This is a genomic window from Streptococcus porci DSM 23759 (genome assembly GCF_000423765.1).
GTDB lineage: Bacteria > Bacillota > Bacilli > Lactobacillales > Streptococcaceae > Streptococcus > Streptococcus porci.
In genome coordinates this window covers 225,864-244,412 of record NZ_KE384089.1, presented here as the reverse complement: position 1 = coordinate 244,412, position 18,549 = coordinate 225,864, and the positions used below count along the sequence as shown (strand labels likewise).

The following is an 18,549-nucleotide window of genomic DNA, read 5'->3' as shown; positions in this document are numbered from 1 at the left end:
TAACCTCCTATTAAAGCACAGGCAAGCCTGTTGAAAGCATGTACACAGATTCAAGACCCTCAAATGATGGCAAAGCAATCATAGATACTTTTGTTTGCACATTTACTGGATCTGTTTCTTTTGTAGTAGTGATGGCAATACCTGTCTCGACAATTTCAACTTGTGCACCGACCACATTGCTACCAAGCAAATCGGATTCTTCTGGAGTTGTACCAAAGACAGTTGAGCCAAGAGCAGAGTTAGGAGCGAGAGTGACTTGCGAATCGGGGAAATACTTCTTAGTTTCGCCGTCATCATCAACAAATACACCGGATTCGATAACGACTGTAAGTCCGTATTCATCTTCGAGGTAATTTCGAAACTCTGATTTGGTTACTGTGGCGCCATCTGGAGCAAGAGGCTTGATGATTTTAACTGTAGATTTTGCGTTTTTAGCCAAGGCAAAAGTCTTCGCGTTCATAATGATGACCTCAGCTTTACCACCAAGGTTTTCCAACGCCTCCACAGCTTTTTCAATATCACCTAATGGATTTGCAGTAGCCTCTGTCCATGCAACTGAAGCTGTCCCCTTGTTTTCCTCGGGGATGTTGTAATCAAAATCTTTTGCGATACCGTTTGTCTTAACAGCGATTTTACCAGTCGCTAGCACTTGCATACGCATAGCTTCCAAACGGGCACGAGCGCCATTGACTAAGTGAGTTGCGTCATCAAAAATCGCCTTAGTGATAGTATCAATAATATCTTGATTGCCAGTCTGAGCTAATAGATTGAGTTGCTGACGGTCAGCTTCTTTCACCAGCATAGCTTCTTTGAAGAACGGCATTTCATCTTCGTTTAGCGTCACACTCATGCGTTCACGAAGTGTTACCTTTGTATCAAAAGCTGAAGCACGAAGGACAACAGGTCGACCTGCTGCACCTTTCACAAAAGCAAGTTTAAGACCGAGTTGTTTCTTTGCAGGAAAGAATTTTTCCCCATTTGTAGAATCAACATTCTCACGACTCGCATTAAAATAGCCGGCTACATTCCCGGCAGTCATTACATCATAAATTAATGGCATACATTACACCCCTTTCACGAATACAATATGTGGCAATTTTGATTTATTTTCGCCAATAGCAACAGGCAACTTATCTTCTCGAATAGTTCCACGATAGACAAGAGCAGCATCCGCGTCGCCATCTGTCAAATCAACGTCATAAAGCAAGATACCGTCGATAGTAGCTTCGGTTGGTGCGACGAGTTTTACTTTTTTGCTATGATCAGCAAAAATCGACGCTCCGTCACCAGCAAGTAAGGTCCCAGCTTTTAAAATAGTACGACCACGTTCTGATGTTGTCCCAGTTGTCGTTTTATCAACTGTTACACTAATAGCCTCGAAAGGCAAGTTATGCAGAATTTCTGCGGGATGAGTAAGTTTGGTTTGTTTCATCGAACAAACTCCTTTCTAAAATAGTTTTCCGGATGAGCCTACCCCGTTACGCTTAGCGAGGTCAGCTCCGTAGTTTTGTGCACCAGCAGTCCCAGTCCGTTGTCCTGGTTCATTCTGACGTACAGATTTCTTTACTTCTTCAGCAACAGCTTTATCAAATGCAGATTTAAAAGCAGTGACAGCTTCAAGAGCTGACTTTTCATCACCAGCGAGAGCGAAAGTTCCTGCAAGCTCTACAGGCAATCCCTTAGAGACCAAATCTTTCTCAATCTGCACTGTTAATTTTTCCAGCGCGAACTGAGCTTTCTCTTCTTCAAATCGGGTCTTCTCGTCCTCATATTCTTTGCGTTCTCGCTGTTCAGCACTGAGTTTTGAATAGTCTTTTTCTTTAGCCAGCGCTGTTTGTACAGCTTCATCTAAAGCTTTCTGATGTTTAGCCTGCTGATTCTTTAAAGCCGTATCTACCGCTTTTCCAATCAAACTATCTAGCTCTGATTGAGTCGTTGGCGGTGTAAAATCATCTGTAGAGTCAGCGCCATTACTAGAAGAAACATCTGCTCCATTGCCCCCACCAGAACCAGTTCCAGTATCTGCATCATGCTTAAATAGTTGCGTCAATAAGTCTTTTTTCATTTTTTCCTCCATCTCCCAACAAGTCTCTTTTGTCTAGGTTTCTAAAGCACCCTCTCAGACCCACTCAGAGGCTCGTCAGCCCCTGACAGTTTCCGGTTAGGATAATTTATCCACCCATACGCTAAAGCCACGCCAGTCTATGTTATTTTGCCTAGTTTAACGCCATGCGACAGGGCAAAAAGAAAACTGGTCAATTTCGACCAGTTTAAAGTAATTTAGAATAGTTTAAAGTAATTTAGAGTAGTTTAAAGTAATTTAGAGTAGTTTAAAGCAGTCTTTCCTGCTGTCAAGATGTGGGATTGCCTCCTAATCTTTGATTGCTCGGTTCGATACCTTGGCATAGACATCTACATAGGTTTCTGCTTTATCACCATTGTGAGTTACTTCCGCATAGTCGCCACATTTTTCATCAGACTTGATTTGATTAGTGCTAACTAATGCTTTCCAATTTTGCAACGTTTTGCTAAACCACACGACGTAGCAGTCTTCTGGTTTGATTTCACGGCCTGACAGTCGTTTAAATTCTTTTGACGCTAATTTTTTTGCTTTTTCCAACATGTATCTTCTCCTTATTTACGACTAAACCAAGATTTCTTAGAAACCTTGTCAGCCACCTTTCTCTCAAGATAATCAAATCTCGAATTTGTAGCCTGTGCATTGCGTTCAACGGTTGAACGTAGCTCGGCAATTTCATTTGCCTGTTTGGCGTTTTCATCAAGTAAATTTTTAATGATGTTCAATGCAATATCAACAGCTTCTTTAGTTCCCTGAACTTGTTCAATCAGTTCACGCTTTTTCTTAATACGCTTATTCATGTGACTTGTAACCTCCATTTTTAGAAACAACTTGAATGTCTGGTTTAAATTCAGACAATTCTTTCAAAGCATTATGGTACGCATGTTGGGCTTCATCGACATTTTGCAGTAAGCGCTGAAATTCGTCTTGATTATCCCAACTAACTGACAAATCAATAGTAAAATTAGTCATTAGTGCCTCCTTTCTGTTTTTTTGTAACAAAAAAGCACCTAGATTGTTCTAAGTGCTTGATTGTTTAGTAAGCAAAGTTTAGTTTTGATTTTATATCTTGATAAAGTTTTAAGACTTCAGGAGGAGTATCTTCACGGAAGATAAACTCTTTCTTTCCTGAAATAGTTTTATCGCCAACAATCCAGTGACGGATTTGTTTTGTAAAAATCAAAACTTCTTTGCTTGGCATCGCCATCACTTCCATGATATTACCTCCTTAATTGTATTAAGCAACGACACTTGGATAACTAAGTTTGTCTTTGAGTTCAGAAAACAATTCTAAAACTTTGTTAGGGGTATCATCTGCGAACTTGTAATTCATGATACCATTCTTCATTTCGCCAGAAACAATCCAAGGACGCAATTGATTATAAAACATCACAGTCGCTTTACTAGGCATAGCCATTACTTCCATGATAATACCTCCTTAACTTTATTTAACAGATTTGGGTCTGTAACTTTATCCCCCAATACCCCAACTTCAGCAACCAACTCATTGATGTTATCGTTGTAAAATGCAATAGCTGCATTATCGCTGATGTTATAAAGATAATTGTAGTCATGCTTCAATTGTTCTTTGACATACGACACCAAAGGGGAATTTAATTCAGACATTGCTTGTTCAACATCATTATAACGTTTTTTATTTGCCTTGTAAAATGCTTTAGCAGAGTCCCAATGTTTTTTATGCGTTAATTCATGCACCATGGTATCTTTAATGTTTTGAGCAGCAAAATAATTATCAGATAGAATTTTTGCAAATTCTTTTTCCGAATGAAGTGCATCACTCACAAATAAAATATCCTGCTTATAATCGTATCCGGCAAACCCAGGTAATCTCGATTTTTTTAGAAATACAACATTTGGAACTTTGTAATCTGTCAAATCTTTTAAGCTACTTTGAACATTAGAAACGGTATCTCTAATTTTCTTTGTACTCCCCTGTACCCAAAAATCAAAATCTGTACCATTCAACCTTTTGGTCTTTACCCTGATATCGTTTCCTACTGTAAAGGTTCGTTGTTTTGCCATTAAATCCATTGTAAACACATTTTGACTGTAAACTTTTTCTTCCGCGTCATCGACGTATCCTGCGCTAGAACATTTACAAAACGGATGCATGGGATAACAGTTTTTGCCGATGGCTCTGTCAGCTACATCAAATACCTCGCCATCTAGCCCGGAACACAATTTACATGCTGATGGTTCGGCTAGATAAACATATTGGGTAATACCAGCTTTGGCATAACAATCCATCTGGACATCGCCTTGAATCCGTGCTACTTCAGTTACTAGCAATCGTTTAGCTTCATAGCTATTTCGGTCAAATAACCTTCCAAAGTGCGCTGCGACATCTCGTGGATTAGCCCCTTGTGTGATCGAGCGCCTTAAAACAACACCAAGCTCACTGGTAAACCCTGCGTGATTATCCCATAGAGTATTTTTCCAAACTCCAGCATTATCAAAGCTGCCATTGACAATCGCTTCTACACTAGCGTTATTGTATGAGAAATGTTCACCAAGAATACCAGATTGGCGCCTGTACTCAGACATGACTTCGTTAGTGAGGTAGTCATTAATTAGCTTCTGATTTTCGTTGGTTGCCGATGCAATTTCAAGGTTAATTTCCGCTTTGAGCAATTCTAAGCGGTTAATTTTCATGGTTGCGTTATACAGTCTTAAATCTTGATTAGCTTGATGACTAAAATCCTTGTTTTTAACATACTCAGCTGCTTTTTTCGCAAAAGCCTGTACATCATGGGCTTTAACACGTTCCATAGCATCCTCAATGCTAATACCTTCTTTGCTTGCGTATCGCTCGTAAAAGACTTGGATTTGATGATTGATACTTCTTTGAGCTTCTTTTAGATTCTCTGACATCTTATCAGCTAACTCTGTCTCACCCATCTGTTGACGCAAAGCATGCGCTTGCTCGCGTCGTTGCCAGTAACTGAGTTGTTCATCATTCAGTTTGGACATTCACATCACCACCTAAGCCATCGTAACTATCCGGACGCGCACCTTCTAACTTCTCAATCTCAGCTTCAACATCATCAACGATATTAGTTAGCTCCATTGCTGTTTCATTTGAAACCATGCCACCTAATGCTTTAAAGTTAGCAATAATTTCTGTAAGAGACTTAGGCAGGTTCGGTGTAAAGGTAATTTTGAGCTTACTGTCATCAAACTTGCCATTCTCGTGCACCACCTCACCGACAGTTGCTATTAACTCATACCGCCTACGAAGCGACTTTTCAAATAGTGCTTGAGTTGTCACACGTTCTTGGTCTAAACCAAACAGTTTGTACTTCATCGCTTCGCCAGACTGAGTTCCTGCAAAATTACTATCTGTCATATTAGGCATGTTGGTAAATTTGTGGATATCTGCTTCAATACGCGACTTAAAAGCCTCTACACCAGACACATCATAGTTCTTTGTTAAGTACTTAGCGTCAACCGTACCAGCTTCTTTACCGTCGTTATCACGAGGAGGTTTAAATAACATTAACCTCACTTGTCGCATGCTGCGCATCATTTCCTGCTGTTGCTCAACGGTCATATCTTCCGGAAAATCCAAGTTACCAAAAACAGCGAGAATAGCATCTGATAAATCATTCATGTAATTTGCCGTGTCTGACTGACTCGCGTCATAAAGATCTATTAGATTTAAAATCGTCTCATAGTCGCCCATCCCCATCTCATCGTTGAGATATTCCGTCACTTGCACCTTGCCAAAAGGATTTACATCAGCCTCCCCTATCTCAGTCAATACATTTCCTGATAATTCAAAACGCCTGACATTTGTTTCGGTATACAATTCAACGAGACGTTTTTTAGATGTGCTAAATTGACTTTGTGGATAGTATCTAACGGCACAAACAGAGTGATTGCTCAGCGACGTATCATAAATGACAAATGTCTCCATCGGGTCTAGTTTCCTGACTTTCGTTTGGTCATCTTGTCCACGATAGACAACATCATAGGCACGTCCCATTTGACTTATATCAAGCACTAGGTCTCTGTTAAGGCTGTGGAAGTCATTATCAATCTCAATATCACTAAAGTCACCATCACCAGAATAATCCACTCGGACAGGCACGCCTGCTAAATATCCTTGTTTGAAAACAGATATCATTCCGCCAAAATCGTGAATAGCCCGAGCGTCAGACATATCCTTTTCATTTCGACGGTAGTCTGACTCTGAAATGCCGTGATTTAATCCATGCCCATAATCATGCAACTCTTGCAACCGTGGCTTCTGCACTTGCTCGTGATGCTTGATGAATCGTTTTAACAGCTTAAAATTATCTTGCTCTAACTCGCCAAAATCCGTCACCCTGTAGCGTAACCGTGATTCACGATGAAATCTATGCTTGAGCCATTTTGTGCGTCCCATTGAGTCTGTGAAGCTCTCTAGGCGCCCTACAATATTTGTCATATCCTATCCTCTCAATCCAGCCACAAGGGCCCTATAATCGTTATTATTAGCCTGTATTGGCTTGCCAATCTTCGCCCTATGTGGAATCCAGCCATACTGACTAGCGTTAATCGTATGGTCATTCCTATCCTCTGGCATATCCTTATCTTCCTGCCACGAATAAGATTCAATCTCTCTGATGTGTTCTTTACAATGATCTACAATCAAATAATTTCCATCTTTCATCCAACCAATCTGCAAAGTAATACGATCAATGATTTTAACTGTCTTGACTGCGTTCATAAACTCGTACACAAGCCCATGCTGTCGTTTGTATTTATTCAGCTCTGTGATAGTAGCTTGGTCTGCATTATCTACGTACACAGTTCGGCCAAACCCCCACTTGTCTTTGCAATAATCTAAAAAGCGATGTAACTTTTCTGCCACATCGCTTGGTGAAATTGTTTTGTCAGTAAAATCCTTGTTGTTGTACACACGTTCTTCCAGCACAACTAATTTGCCATCAGATGATAACCCTTGATAAATAAAGGAAATCGTATCCTCAGACTTTTGCGAATACGACGTATCTACGCCACAAGAATACTTAACAAATGTCATTTTCCTTGCAGCTGCTTCAGTAATGACGTTTCTAGCCGGTTGATAAATTGAGAACACCAGACCTTCCGAACGACCTCTAAGACCAAGTATTTTATTTTTATAAAGCTTAGTCCCCGGTGCTACCGTGCTCTTAATCTGTTCTTTCTTTTTGTTTGATAATCCTGCGTTATGATCGAAATTAAAAAACCAATACGTCCAATTTGATCTAGGGAGCGCCGTAGAAAGCTCAGATTGTATTTCTGGTGGTGTGTCATTTTCGTATCTTTCAAGGGGCCTGAAACGGTTAATATACCCGCTATACACCGGCAGGCTTGGGTCGTCAGGGTTCATTGTGCACATCCAGTAATCGCAACGCATTGTCGACTCTTGCACAAAGTCAATGTCAGCAGTATTAATCTCGTCAATGTAGCCACAGCCGAATTGCGAACCAAGAGCTTTTTCCCATTTGTCCCTGCTACCATAGCCCAAAATGAAAATAACGCGTTCTCCCTTGCTTGTCGTATATTTGAGATGAGGAATTTTGTAATTAGCGTCCCCATTTCCTCGGTAACTAACATACTCGCCAAAAATATCAATAATCCCCAAGTCAGAATTAATAATGTTTTTTTCAGCGTCCCCCACGGTTTTAGAAGCAATAAAATGCAACTTTTTATCAGACTGCGCGACCTTTAACATAAACTTAAAAGCGCCAACTGTCGTTTTTCCTGCAGCAGTAGTGCCCTCTAAAGCCTCAGCTTGTGCTTGGTGCTTTAGAAACACCTTGTATTTATCAGACAAAATCAAATCACTCATGAGCTATCATCTTCTAACTGAGCTAATATGCCATCTAATTTATTTGTTGTCACGTTAGCGTCAACCTCAATCTTCTGTTTATCAACACCAAGCGACCGGGCAAGTGTCTGAGAAAATGCTAGTCTAGTCTTTTGATCCATTGGAATTTCTCGGATTTCCTGTTCGCCTTGACCTAGACCAACAAGAGCATAATCTTGCAATTCTCCCCTCGCGCCTTTTGACCAATACTGCATTAACTCTGTTGCAGTCATGATTGATAGTTCTTCAAGTCTGCTATGATAAGCCTTTTCTAGCTTTTCAATAACTGGCGGAATATGTCTATACTTGTCTATACCAGCTAACATATTACTACTCTGTTTATTTGCGTTTTTCTCGCTAAACCCAGCTTCTTTTGCTGCCTGCGTAGCGTTCTGAAATCCGTTAGCCATGTAAGCGAGGACAAAAGACTTCTGCCTGTTTCGGGAGGCTGGCCAATCTGACATCAAATCATTTGCTAACTGTTTTAATTCATTTATGGCTTGTTTTTCTCTGTCATTCATGGTCATCACCTCCAATCAAAATTAAAAAGCCACACGTTTGTGTGACTTTGCTGACCGACATTGATGTCGGTCTGTTAACGGGAACAGCAGGATTCGAACCTGCGACATACAAGCTCTACCAACTGAGCTACATTCCCCAAACGCTGAGATTACACGTCTTATTGATTGTCTTTCGCAACCTTATGAGTTAGTCGCTTATCCACTAGAATCCCTCCCAGTAACAATCATGCACGGTTGGTTAGACCAACCACTCCTTACGTCACAAACTACTAAGCCGTTTTTCAATTAACGAAAACCCCGCTAAAGGTCTAAGCTGCTTTACTCTTCGACTTCACTCTCCTCCTTGCGAGATTCGAGTGGGTAGCCTAGCTACCGAAGTACACTTTCACTTGCAACGGGCGATGTCTTTCGCTTTAAAACAATATTTTTATTCCAAACATAATAAGCTCTATGTATTGTCAGCATATCATAGACGTGCATCGCCATGCGTTTCGTTTCCTTTTGAGAAACAAAATGCGCAACGCCTATTATTACCCTCTGGCTAGCAACCTTCCGGCTCGTTACATATCCACGGGTATTCAACCCATCAACATGTAACATGGTGCCCGCTCTTGACGCGACTCTTGAACTTTGACACCTTCTTCATTCTCCATATTCGTCTCAAGCACTACTGACGTAGCCCATCACCGATTGGCTCTTGGCAAAACTCTTTGACTTCATACGTTGCCACCCACCGAATGGCACAAGAATTGTATTGCTTAGATTGACCATTTCTGGCACTAAGATTGATATGCCATAATCTTAGTTTTCCTGTGTCACCACAGATTATCTAGGCTAAGCCCTCTCTAATATCAGGTTCGACTGAAAATATAGTGTTCATCAAAAAAATATTTGACGCAAATTTTAAATTATGTTTCTTCCTGATATCTTGATGGTACCAATTTAACATTAAAATCGTGACACTTATACACTTTTTTGTGTCAACTTTACAAATCTCCCCTAAAATCTGCAAAAATCGTTAAGATTCGTTCCCTCTTTCGGTAGATACTCTTGCGAGACACATGTAGCATATCCGCAATTTCTTCCCAGCTATTGACAGAGCTTCTAGACCAGCGCAGATAAAAGATTCTCTTTAACTCGTCGTCTAAGGCCTCTAGCGTGGCTTCTACGGCTTTCCTAAACTGCTCTAGCCCGTTTATCCTTACGTCACTAGACCAGCGCGCCACAAGGGATTCTGTTGGCTTAGAAACGATGTTAGGTCGTCCCCCACCAACGTTGCAGTCATTGGACGTTTCCGTTTGAATTTCCAGTTTACGAATAGCAATTTTTCTGTCTATCTGCTGATAATCAAAAAGTTTCGCGTCAAGTGCTCGCAATTCTACATCCGACAGTTTGTTCATATTAACTCCTTTGTGGTATAATAGGTTTGCATAACATAACAAAGGAGCTAGCGCAGGCTGGCTTTTTTTGCTGAGAGGCAGCGACTCAGCGTGTATCAATCTTTATTTATTTTTGGTGCTGCCTTATTTAATAACGACCAGCCCATCAATCGCGTTAGATTTACTAAACAACTAAAAAAGGGAAATCCTACTTTCTATTTATTTAGGCTGTAATGCTTACCAGACCTGCGACAATCTGGCAAGCTTGGGCTAGTTATTCTAACTCCTCCAACGCTACCCATCGGAATTGTGGGTATTTTTTTGCTTCTTCTTGAGTGCATTTGTAAGCTTGGTATATTACATCTTCCCACACATTCGATTCGGTTGTTGTGTAAATGGACTTCCCACATATGCCTACATCCACTATGAACATATAGCAAAATAGCTTCGGCTCTGGCACATCGACCAGTAGCACGCCTAGTTTTTCAGTCATTGATTTCCTCCCTAAAATCTGGATGTTCTAACAACTCAGGGTTTTCAAAAACATTCCCAACCCTTCCAAAGGCACGGCTGGCGTAATAGCAAACGGGCTCGAACATGCCGTGGTGCAGCTTTACTGGTAAAAGCTCTCCTGAGTGCATTCTAACAATATCCCCCTCAAAAATCTCCTTGCCGTTTTTATCAAACAGCCCTGTGGATCGCATGAGTTTCGCTCCACGTACACGTCTGCCAGCCTTGTTGCCTTCGTCCAACGTCACGTACAATCCGCGACTGGTCCAAATCACAGCTTTAACTTCATACATTTTACCTTCGTAAAATGCCCTAAACTTCGGTACTACCATTCTTCTCCTCTTTCTACACGTTCAACCAAACAATCGCCACAATACCCTGTCTGAAAGATATTGCCATAGTCCATTGTGCCCTCTTTGTACTTGCGTCCGCATTCTTCACAGGTCTCAATTTTCGGTATCATTTTCTGCCTCCTCGCTTAAATATTGGATTCTTCTTTTCAAGCTCTTTCTGCTTGTGGTAGTCTGTTTCTCTCCACATCACTCCATCTGGACCTCTTCGAACCGACAGCATGTAGGAACTTAAATTTTTCATCACTCCACCCCTTCCATTACCTTTTGTAGCCATCTTTTGGCTTCTAGTCTAGCGTTAGATGACCCGAAACGGTACAGGCTAATCATGGCCAGTGTCTCCTCATTTTTTCCTGGAAGACGGCTATATATGGCCCCAGAAATAAGCTGTCTGCGAAACTCAGCTAATCTATCCTCAAAGCTCATCACTCCACCTCCGCAGGATTAGCTCTTCTACCGCAATCTACGCACCGAAAATACTTCCAAGATTTTTTAAAAGAAAGATGGTCACACATCCCACTATTGTCAGCTTCTTCCCCAAAACTTCCGACAACAAAGTAACTAAACCCAGAAACATTCTGTTTTATTGCGAAAAGGTCACATCCGCATTCACATTGCCTGAAATTTGTATTCATTTATCTTCCTCCACCTCTTTCGCAAACTGCCACGCCCACTCAAAATCCTGTTTGATTTCGGATTCAGTGAGTTGAAAATCGCTATCATAATTTTTATTACCATTCCGTCCTACGGAACGCCAAATAGCAATACTTCCTGATAGGGTTCTCCCTAAAATATACACATCGTCATGGGTTGCATGCGGATTCGGTATCTCAACCGTATACAACTTCTCCTGCTCAACCTCGTAGCCGAAGAGCCAGGCACGGGCGAAGGTTTCTTGGTTATTAATGATCCACTCTGATTCTTTATTTTGAGCATTATCCATTGCAATAAATAATGACATGCCTTCGACTTTTGCATATCGGATATAGCTATCAATAAATGCAGGCACCACAACCTTCTGCGGCTGGTCGATTTGATTAACGATGTCGATAATTTCTTCGACGAATTCCGTCGACGAGTAATTAATTAATGGCAATTGTTTTATTTTTTTAATCGCTTCCTGTGTGTTCATCTGTTTCCCTCTCTACAAAAATAGTGTGACAATCCAAAGTAGAACGAATGTAAAAATAGGTGTACCGATTACTTTTGACAATAATTCGCCAAAGTCATAATCATTTTCCTTTCGTCCACCGCTAACAATAATATAGCTGACCAGTATATCAAGGCCTATCGCTTGTGCTAGTGTTATACTTGGGACTCCGTCTAAAGTTGTTAAGATGTTATTCCATCCATATTGTATTACCAATCCCGATAAGATAAAGCTTAATGGTAATACAAACAATAATGCCAGTAATTGTTCTCTTGTGCTCATTTTATTCATCTGCTTCTTCCAACCCAATCAACCAATCAAGATTCTTTCTTGCTTTTTTCAGGTCTTCCAGACCGTTTTTCTTTTGATAACGTAGCTGATACTTCAAAGCATTTCCGAGATGGAAACCTTTAAGCTGTTCTGGTGTCATGAAGTTTCTAAGCACGTCAATCGATTCCATGCCATAGTTGCCTTGATAATGGCTTGGATTGTTAACGTTATCATGCACAACTCTAAACCCTGTAAACTGACCTTCCACAGTTGGCATATTCAATCGCTTAGTCGTAAAATCACAATGTGTCATCAACTCCCCCGTCCTTTCAAATACTCTGGCATTTCCTGCCCGATTTCGATTTCCTCATACTGCTCTTTTGTCACCAGAAACTTACCATAAGCCTCAACCGTGACCGTGTAGCGTCCGTCTATAATCTCCTTGTCTGTTATTTTGCCGGTCATCAGACCACCTGAATTGTCCACTTGGTAGATGATGATGGGCTGAGTAATCTTAGCTTCTAGTTGATCCATTTTCCAAACGATGAGCGCTGGTGTGATTACAATCGAAAATAAAATCCAATGATTGATAATCAGTCGAACTTTCTCTAAAAAATTATTTTCCATTAGTTGCCCCCTACTACGTCTCATCGTCCAACCTAACTAATCTCTTAGCTTTTGCTGGATTAGTCCTTTTTTGATATGTTGGTGTGCCGTAATAATGTATCGTTTTAGACTTAACACCGATAAGAGCAGCTAACTCGTCCTGCGTACCAATCCCAATCAACTTATCGCCCTTGTAAAGAGCGTATTCTTTCTTACGATATACCATTGCTATTTCCCCTCGTTAGTTTTTTCTTCCAACCATTCCCAGATGAGGTGAAACTGACTATTGACTAGACTATCATTTCCGTATTTCTCACAGATAGCAACAATAGATTGGTTAGCCCACTGCCAGTAAGCTAGACTACCAAAACCAACTTCCTGCATTTTTTGGTTACTGGCCCGCATCCAGTTTGGGACTTCTACTTCAAAGAATTCTATGTAGTTAATTTTCATAGCCGTTCCACCTTTACATAAATACCAACTGTATCCGCCCAAAATTTCTCAGCAATCTCACTGGCTACCTGGGCATCATCATTCCAGTAGCCAAGTTCAGTCATGCAGTCCTTAAGTAACTTTTGCAAGTTGTCAGTATCTGGCTTAGTCGTTTTGTACTGCCCGTTGGTGCTTCCTTTAATTTTTGGAAATAACCACTTGACTGTCAGTCTGATTGGTCCGTCAATTTTATCAGGCGGCACATATTGGGCTAAAAGACTTGTAAATTTATCTCTGGCATTCTTCAAACTTTCAGGTTCGTAGAAGTGTGGCTTGCCATTTCTGACGGTCACTTTTTTCTGCTGGTGAGTTGTCGTTGGGATTTTCTCCATTGGCAAGAAAAATTCAATCATCTAAATCAATCCCTTCAAACTTTGCTCGTTCTTCCAAGATTTTTAGGTACGCTCCCATAGCGTGCCACTGAGCTTGTAACAACTCAATTGGACAAGAAAGCCTAAATTCAAGTTCATCAATTGCTGCTTTACCAAGAAGTACTCCTAATTTTTCAGCACGTTCTTTTAACTGTTTATATTCATCAATCATTCTTTGTTGGTGTGGTTTCATTTTTTACCTTCTTTCATTTTTTGTTTTTATGTGCGCCTTTGTCAAAGATGAGACAAAGGATAAAGGGGCAGGACTTACAGCCCCTTTTCCTTTTCTCTTTGACTTTTGACGAAGGAAAAACATCTTAACAACTACTTTAGTAGTTGTACCCTTTCTTTTTCCGGAAAAAGATATAGAATTTATGTTTTTTACAGGATTTAGAAAAAAAGAAATTTTATGTTTTTTACAGGATTTAGAAAGGGAAAATAACACAACTTTTCATGTTTTTTACAGGGAAAATTTCCTGTTTTTTTCTTTCCCTATTCTTTCTTTTTTTGGTAGACAATTCCGTTTTTGACATCAAATCCACCATGTTCTTTTAAGTAATTTCGAACTGTTTTTTCACTTGAAACATCTAAATATTCCTGTAATTCAGAAATTGATACTGGTGTTAATCCATCAAATAGAGCGCTGTAAGCAGTATCTATTTTTTGCTTACGTTCTTCTGATTTTTCTTTCTTAGATTTCCTACTTTCTTTCGCCTTCTGCCAGTTCGGTTTACTTTCCTCCAACTGAATATCAGCCAGCACACCTGTTGTATCGGCTTCGTGCTTCGGATAACTGAACCACATATTAACTGGTTGGAACTTCGCAAACTCACGTAGCGTACCTTCCACTCGCCAAGCTGTCGCAATCTCCACTTCATGCTGAGCTTTCTTGACTGCTTCCAGGTATGGCTGTTTTACCATGATGTCCTTAATAGCTTTGTCAAAATGCTGTTGCATTTGATAACGACTTTCTAAGTCATCAAGAGTGACTTCGTGCTGGTAGTAGTCCAAGGCTTTTTCCTGCAAAGCCTGTTGGTAAATCTTAGCTGCTGCTTTTTCTGACCGTGCCTTGATAAGTTCTTCAGTCAGCTCAAGTTCTACTAGGTCAATCAACGCATCTGGATCACGAGCAAACACCCCTGAACCACTTGCACGGTCCATGGACTTCTTACCACCTTGAGCCCCTTTCGAGTGGTGGTGACAGTAAATGACACTACAACCAAGCTCAGTAGCTACCTTATCAAACTGATTGGTAAAGTGAGCCATCTGGTCTGCTGAGTTTTCGTCGCCCGTTAAGACCTTGTAAATCGGATCAATGATAACAGCTTGGTAATTCTTCTTAAGTGACCGTCTGATTAGTTTTGGCGCTAGCTTATCCATCGGCACGGTCTTCCCGCGTAGATTCCAGATGTCAATATTTGCCACATTGCTAGGTTGTAACCCCATAGCGTTATAAACATCCTTGAAACGGTGTAGGGCTGATGGTCTATCTAGCTCCAGATTGACGTATAATACTTTTCCTTGTTCACACTGCCACCCTAGCCATTTCTGACCTTCTGCTATCGCTATGGATAGCTCAATCAAAGCAAAGGATTTACCAGCTTTAGATGGTCCAGCAATCAACATCTTATGTCCTTGTCTAAGAACTCCTTTGATTAACTCAGGAGCAAGCTCTGGCATATTATCCCATTCATCAGCTAGCGTTTCTGGATCAGGTAAATCATCGTTAAGGTCTTCTACCCATTGATACCATTCTTCATAGCTAGATTTACCTAGGTCAGTATCAATCAAAAACTGCTTATGTCCGTTTCTAGTAACACCAGGCATCCGTGATAAACGGCTAGGATTACGGTTTTGGGTATCAATATCAAGTCCATTCTTTTTGCAGATTTGATAGATGTAATCCACACGCTTACGGTATTCCTGATAGTCTCTAGCATCTACTTTGACGATAGCATGTAGAGATTTTTTACCTGAATGTACCAACGTAGCAATTGGTAACTCTAATTCTTTAAATAAAGCATATTGCTTACCAAGGTCCATGCTGTCAGACTCAACTAAGGCATAGCGGAAGTCTGTCACGTTATCGTTCTTGACTCCTTTTCCGTCCAAAGGGTTAAACCGAATCCATGCACCAGCTTCTTCTTTGTAGTCACCAAAGACTGCTCCGATGTCGTTACCGTTTTTCTGCAAGGCTTGGATAAGCTCTCCAGCAGTGCGGTCATAATTTCCTTGAGTAGGTTTATATATGGTTCCGTTATCTGTTTCAATCGGATACGTAGAAGTTACATAGCCTACTAAGTCTGTGGAATCAAAAAGGGTCTCTAAGTAACGGATAAGGTCTTGAACAGGTTGCCAGTTATGAGGCTCTTGGATTTCCTTGGACTCAACCCAGTTTTTATCAACAATTTTATAATCACGGTCAATGGTGTCATTCCAACCCAACTCATGAGCATCATCGCTCATTTTAAAATCTGATGTCCAGCCATTATCCTTGGCCATCTGTGTGATAGTTGCCCCAGTAACAGTACCGAGACCATTTCCTTGGAAGGTGTCCCATTTGGCAAAACACTCGCCTTTTTTGTAACGCTTATCTGCTTGTGACCAAGTATCCCAATCCATAGCAGTATAGCCTTCCTGTTTTAAAGCCATACCGACATTGACCCATTCCTGATAAGACAGGACAGACGGGTCAATGTAATCTAGTAATGGGATGAGGTCAAATTCTCGTTCTGTCATTTATTCTCCTATTCCGGCTGAAATTCTCTAGCTACAATGCCACGAGGTAATCTCCAACCAGCTCCTGCGATACGATCAATCATATTTTTTGCACTCTCAAACTTCCACATACCTACATGTTGGAAACCATAACGCTCCAGTAGTCTGATTTGTTTAGGTGTAGTCAATCCTGCATCACGACGTTTAGACAGTCTATCCAGCAACTTAGTAGCTTTTCCAGCGTTGCCAATCTCATCAGTAAAGATACCGAACTTTTCAAGTGCTTTTAATTGCTTGTCGCTTGCTGGTGCCATTTCCCAACCAAATTCAGGGACATAGTCTACTAAGTCCTCTGCATTGATAGACATTTCAAACTGCAGAGGGTCAACCAAAGCACGTTTACGCTTACGCATTTCTGCAAGTTGTTTAGCCAGTGCCTCTTCACGTTCTGCGATGACATCTTTAGCAGCAACCTCTTCGGCTTCGATGAGTTCAAATGCTACCTCTGTTTCCTCAGTCATGTTCTCGACCATCTTTTGTGCCACTTCTGGACTGCCAGCGATTAGGTGAGCAGGTCTGCATAGTTCATGGCGTTCAGTGTGCCATAGAAAATCAAGCAATAATAGATTTTCCTTACCTGGTGCTAAACGTGTCCCACGTCCCACCATTTGGCTATATAGCGCTCTGACTTTTGTCGGTCTAAGAACTACCACACAATCAACTGTTGGGCAATCCCAGCCCTCTGTCAAAAGCATAGAGTTACAAAGAACGTTGTATTTGTCCTTGTCAAAGTCTTCTAAGATTTCTGCACGGTCTTTAGATTCACCGTTGACTTCTGCAGCTCTAAAACCTTTAGCATTTAGAATGTCACGGAACTTCTGCGATGTCTTTACCAGTGGCAAGAATACCACTGTCTTACGGTCAGCACACTGTTTTACCATTTCATCAGCAATCTGCTCCAGATAAGGATCTAAGGCTGTTCCAATTTCACTAGCTTTAAAATCTCCTGCCTGCTGACTGACGCTTGATAAGTCCAAAGTCAAAGGTATTGTAACTGCTGTGATTTTAGATAAGTAACCTGACTTGATAGCATCTACCAGTGAATATTCATAAGCTAAACTATCAAAATATTTTCCTAGGTTCTGCTTGTCGCCACGGTCGGGTGTTGCAGTAACGCCCAGCACGTTAGACTCTTCAAAGTGTTGCAGTACTCTTTGATAACCGTCTGATATAGCGTGGTGGGCTTCGTCAATAACGATAGTGTCAAAGTAGTTAGGTGGAAACTGGCTAAGCCTTTTCTCGCGTTGCAAAGTTTGGACCGAACCAACTACTACACGATACCAGGAACCAATAGAGGTGTTCTCCGCTTTTTCTAAAGCTGTACCCAATCCTGTTGCGGTTTTCAGTTTATCACTAGCTTGTTCGAGTAATTCAGACCTATGGGCCAATACCAGGACACGCTCCCCACGTCTGACACGGTCTTCAATAATTTTTGAAAAAACAATAGTTTTCCCACAACCAGTAGGCAAGACAAGAAGTGTTCGCTTCCTGCCTTCTTCCCACTCTTGTTGTACTTTTGACCGTGCTTCTTCTTGATACGGTCTAAGCTGCATTAGAATCCTCTCCAGTTACCCTGTGCAGGTTGTTGTGGTTGTGGTTGCGTTGGTTGTTGATATGACTGCTGTGGAGCTGGCTGACTAGGGGCTTGGTAAGATTGTTGCGTTGGTTGCTGACTAGCATTTAATACTTTCGACCAATCTACTTCATCTGCATAAATCATATTTTTAACATCATTGTAGACATTATCGTTGTAAGTTCGATTGCTTACACGACAAACGCCTTTTGCACCTGGAACTGCGTTCCAATTCATTCGCAGAGGTTCACCGTGTTTTTTCTGTCCAATAGCCCCAAAGAAAGCTGATAGCATTCCTTCTGTCGAAGTGTGAAGGAAAAGATTATGTTTAAGAGAGGCAATCCCTTCTTCCGTTTCAATTTCAATGGAAATGATTGCCTTATTACACGCTGGTAATTTACCCGGATTTTGTGGATTAGGCGTGTGTCGCGCACGCTCAAAACCAGTAACCGTGAAAACGTAGTCTCCTGGCGCCAAAGTAATAAACGGGGCAGCATCTTGGGTAATTTCATCATCCCATCCAAGTTCGCGGTCGAAGTTATTGTTATATTGCTGTGTCATGTTGTTTTCTCCTTAATTTATAAAGTTTTTATTAAATCTACTAATTGCTTC

Annotated in this window: 28 protein-coding genes and 1 tRNA gene; all 29 read right to left on the bottom strand. The window is 41.0% G+C overall.

Features of this window, described 5'->3' with window-relative positions:
- Positions 1-10: 10 nt before the first annotated feature.
- Entirely contained in the window at positions 11-1,060 is a 1,050-nt protein-coding gene (locus G576_RS0110995) for a major capsid protein (protein WP_027974641.1), read from the bottom strand.
- A gap of 3 nt (positions 1,061-1,063) precedes the next feature.
- Positions 1,064-1,432: a hypothetical protein gene (locus G576_RS0110990; RefSeq protein WP_027974640.1), complete on the bottom strand. Its 369-nt coding sequence runs from the start codon at positions 1,430-1,432 to the stop codon at positions 1,064-1,066.
- 15 nt (positions 1,433-1,447) lie between these two features.
- Entirely contained in the window at positions 1,448-2,065 is a 618-nt protein-coding gene (locus G576_RS0110985; protein WP_245563039.1) for a DUF4355 domain-containing protein, read from the bottom strand.
- A 306-nt stretch (positions 2,066-2,371) separates the two neighbouring features.
- On the bottom strand, positions 2,372-2,623 hold the full coding sequence (locus G576_RS0110980) for a DUF6275 family protein (RefSeq protein ID WP_027974638.1): 252 nt from the start codon (positions 2,621-2,623) through the stop codon (positions 2,372-2,374).
- Between the two features lie 11 nt (positions 2,624-2,634).
- A complete protein-coding gene (locus tag G576_RS0110975) occupies positions 2,635-2,880 on the bottom strand; it encodes a hypothetical protein (RefSeq protein ID WP_027974637.1) in 246 nt (81 codons plus the stop codon).
- Positions 2,873-3,052, bottom strand: a complete 180-nt coding sequence (locus G576_RS0110970; protein WP_037618964.1) for a hypothetical protein — start codon at positions 3,050-3,052, stop codon at positions 2,873-2,875. Before G576_RS0110970 ends, G576_RS0110975 begins: the two co-directional genes overlap by 8 nt.
- A gap of 64 nt (positions 3,053-3,116) precedes the next feature.
- Entirely contained in the window at positions 3,117-3,296 is a 180-nt protein-coding gene (locus tag G576_RS0110965; protein WP_027974635.1) for a hypothetical protein, read from the bottom strand.
- Between the two features lie 21 nt (positions 3,297-3,317).
- Positions 3,318-3,506 (bottom strand): hypothetical protein, encoded by a 189-nt coding sequence (locus G576_RS0110960; protein ID WP_027974634.1) that lies wholly within the window; start codon positions 3,504-3,506, stop codon positions 3,318-3,320.
- Positions 3,497-5,071: a minor capsid protein gene (locus G576_RS13065; protein WP_051178111.1), complete on the bottom strand. Its 1,575-nt coding sequence runs from the start codon at positions 5,069-5,071 to the stop codon at positions 3,497-3,499. Before G576_RS13065 ends, G576_RS0110960 begins: the two co-directional genes overlap by 10 nt.
- Positions 5,055-6,530, bottom strand: coding sequence for a phage portal protein (locus G576_RS12815; protein WP_245563038.1), 1,476 nt, complete (start codon positions 6,528-6,530; stop codon positions 5,055-5,057). The genes G576_RS13065 and G576_RS12815 overlap by 17 nt, the downstream gene beginning before the upstream one ends.
- Positions 6,531-6,533: 3 nt before the next feature.
- A complete protein-coding gene (locus G576_RS0110945; RefSeq protein ID WP_027974632.1) occupies positions 6,534-7,919 on the bottom strand; it encodes a terminase large subunit domain-containing protein in 1,386 nt (461 codons plus the stop codon).
- Positions 7,916-8,458: a terminase small subunit gene (locus G576_RS12810; protein WP_037618962.1), complete on the bottom strand. Its 543-nt coding sequence runs from the start codon at positions 8,456-8,458 to the stop codon at positions 7,916-7,918. The genes G576_RS0110945 and G576_RS12810 overlap by 4 nt, the downstream gene beginning before the upstream one ends.
- 78 nt (positions 8,459-8,536) lie before the next feature.
- A tRNA-OTHER gene (locus tag G576_RS0110935) sits at positions 8,537-8,595 on the bottom strand.
- 849 nt (positions 8,596-9,444) lie between these two features.
- Positions 9,445-9,858 (bottom strand): transcriptional regulator, encoded by a 414-nt coding sequence (locus G576_RS0110925; protein ID WP_027974630.1) that lies wholly within the window; start codon positions 9,856-9,858, stop codon positions 9,445-9,447.
- A 253-nt stretch (positions 9,859-10,111) separates the two neighbouring features.
- Positions 10,112-10,330: a hypothetical protein gene (locus tag G576_RS0110920; RefSeq protein ID WP_027974629.1), complete on the bottom strand. Its 219-nt coding sequence runs from the start codon at positions 10,328-10,330 to the stop codon at positions 10,112-10,114.
- Complete coding sequence (locus G576_RS13060; RefSeq protein WP_051178109.1) at positions 10,323-10,679, bottom strand: YopX family protein; 357 nt, start codon at positions 10,677-10,679, stop codon at positions 10,323-10,325. Before G576_RS13060 ends, G576_RS0110920 begins: the two co-directional genes overlap by 8 nt.
- Positions 10,673-10,810, bottom strand: a complete 138-nt coding sequence (locus tag G576_RS13660) for a hypothetical protein (protein ID WP_156875145.1) — start codon at positions 10,808-10,810, stop codon at positions 10,673-10,675. Before G576_RS13660 ends, G576_RS13060 begins: the two co-directional genes overlap by 7 nt.
- Positions 10,811-10,940: 130 nt before the next feature.
- Positions 10,941-11,123 carry a hypothetical protein gene (locus G576_RS0110895; protein ID WP_027974628.1) on the bottom strand — a complete coding sequence of 61 codons (183 nt, stop codon included), beginning with the start codon at positions 11,121-11,123 and terminating at the stop codon, positions 10,941-10,943.
- A 205-nt stretch (positions 11,124-11,328) separates the two neighbouring features.
- Positions 11,329-11,829, bottom strand: a complete 501-nt coding sequence (locus G576_RS12795; protein WP_051178107.1) for a DUF1642 domain-containing protein — start codon at positions 11,827-11,829, stop codon at positions 11,329-11,331.
- 12 nt (positions 11,830-11,841) lie between these two features.
- Positions 11,842-12,138 (bottom strand): hypothetical protein, encoded by a 297-nt coding sequence (locus G576_RS0110880; protein ID WP_037618961.1) that lies wholly within the window; start codon positions 12,136-12,138, stop codon positions 11,842-11,844.
- A complete protein-coding gene (locus G576_RS12790; RefSeq protein ID WP_083960028.1) occupies positions 12,131-12,430 on the bottom strand; it encodes a DUF3310 domain-containing protein in 300 nt (99 codons plus the stop codon). Before G576_RS12790 ends, G576_RS0110880 begins: the two co-directional genes overlap by 8 nt.
- Entirely contained in the window at positions 12,430-12,744 is a 315-nt protein-coding gene (locus tag G576_RS0110870) for a DUF1372 family protein (protein ID WP_037618960.1), read from the bottom strand. The genes G576_RS12790 and G576_RS0110870 overlap by 1 nt, the downstream gene beginning before the upstream one ends.
- A gap of 13 nt (positions 12,745-12,757) precedes the next feature.
- Positions 12,758-12,949 carry a hypothetical protein gene (locus G576_RS0110865; protein ID WP_027974624.1) on the bottom strand — a complete coding sequence of 64 codons (192 nt, stop codon included), beginning with the start codon at positions 12,947-12,949 and terminating at the stop codon, positions 12,758-12,760.
- A gap of 2 nt (positions 12,950-12,951) precedes the next feature.
- Positions 12,952-13,176: a hypothetical protein gene (locus G576_RS0110860; protein WP_027974623.1), complete on the bottom strand. Its 225-nt coding sequence runs from the start codon at positions 13,174-13,176 to the stop codon at positions 12,952-12,954.
- The gene (locus G576_RS0110855; RefSeq protein WP_027974622.1) at positions 13,173-13,568 is read right to left on the bottom strand and encodes a RusA family crossover junction endodeoxyribonuclease; all 396 of its coding nucleotides are present in this window, start codon (positions 13,566-13,568) and stop codon (positions 13,173-13,175) included. The genes G576_RS0110860 and G576_RS0110855 overlap by 4 nt, the downstream gene beginning before the upstream one ends.
- Positions 13,561-13,779, bottom strand: a complete 219-nt coding sequence (locus tag G576_RS0110850) for a crAss001_48 related protein (RefSeq protein WP_027974621.1) — start codon at positions 13,777-13,779, stop codon at positions 13,561-13,563. The genes G576_RS0110855 and G576_RS0110850 overlap by 8 nt, the downstream gene beginning before the upstream one ends.
- Positions 13,780-14,078: 299 nt before the next feature.
- Positions 14,079-16,325 carry an AAA family ATPase gene (locus G576_RS0110845; protein ID WP_027974620.1) on the bottom strand — a complete coding sequence of 749 codons (2,247 nt, stop codon included), beginning with the start codon at positions 16,323-16,325 and terminating at the stop codon, positions 14,079-14,081.
- An 8-nt stretch (positions 16,326-16,333) separates the two neighbouring features.
- The gene (locus G576_RS0110840; protein WP_027974619.1) at positions 16,334-17,917 is read right to left on the bottom strand and encodes a DEAD/DEAH box helicase; all 1,584 of its coding nucleotides are present in this window, start codon (positions 17,915-17,917) and stop codon (positions 16,334-16,336) included.
- Positions 17,917-18,498: a hypothetical protein gene (locus G576_RS0110835; RefSeq protein ID WP_027974618.1), complete on the bottom strand. Its 582-nt coding sequence runs from the start codon at positions 18,496-18,498 to the stop codon at positions 17,917-17,919. The genes G576_RS0110840 and G576_RS0110835 overlap by 1 nt, the downstream gene beginning before the upstream one ends.
- Positions 18,499-18,549: the final 51 nt, after the last annotated feature.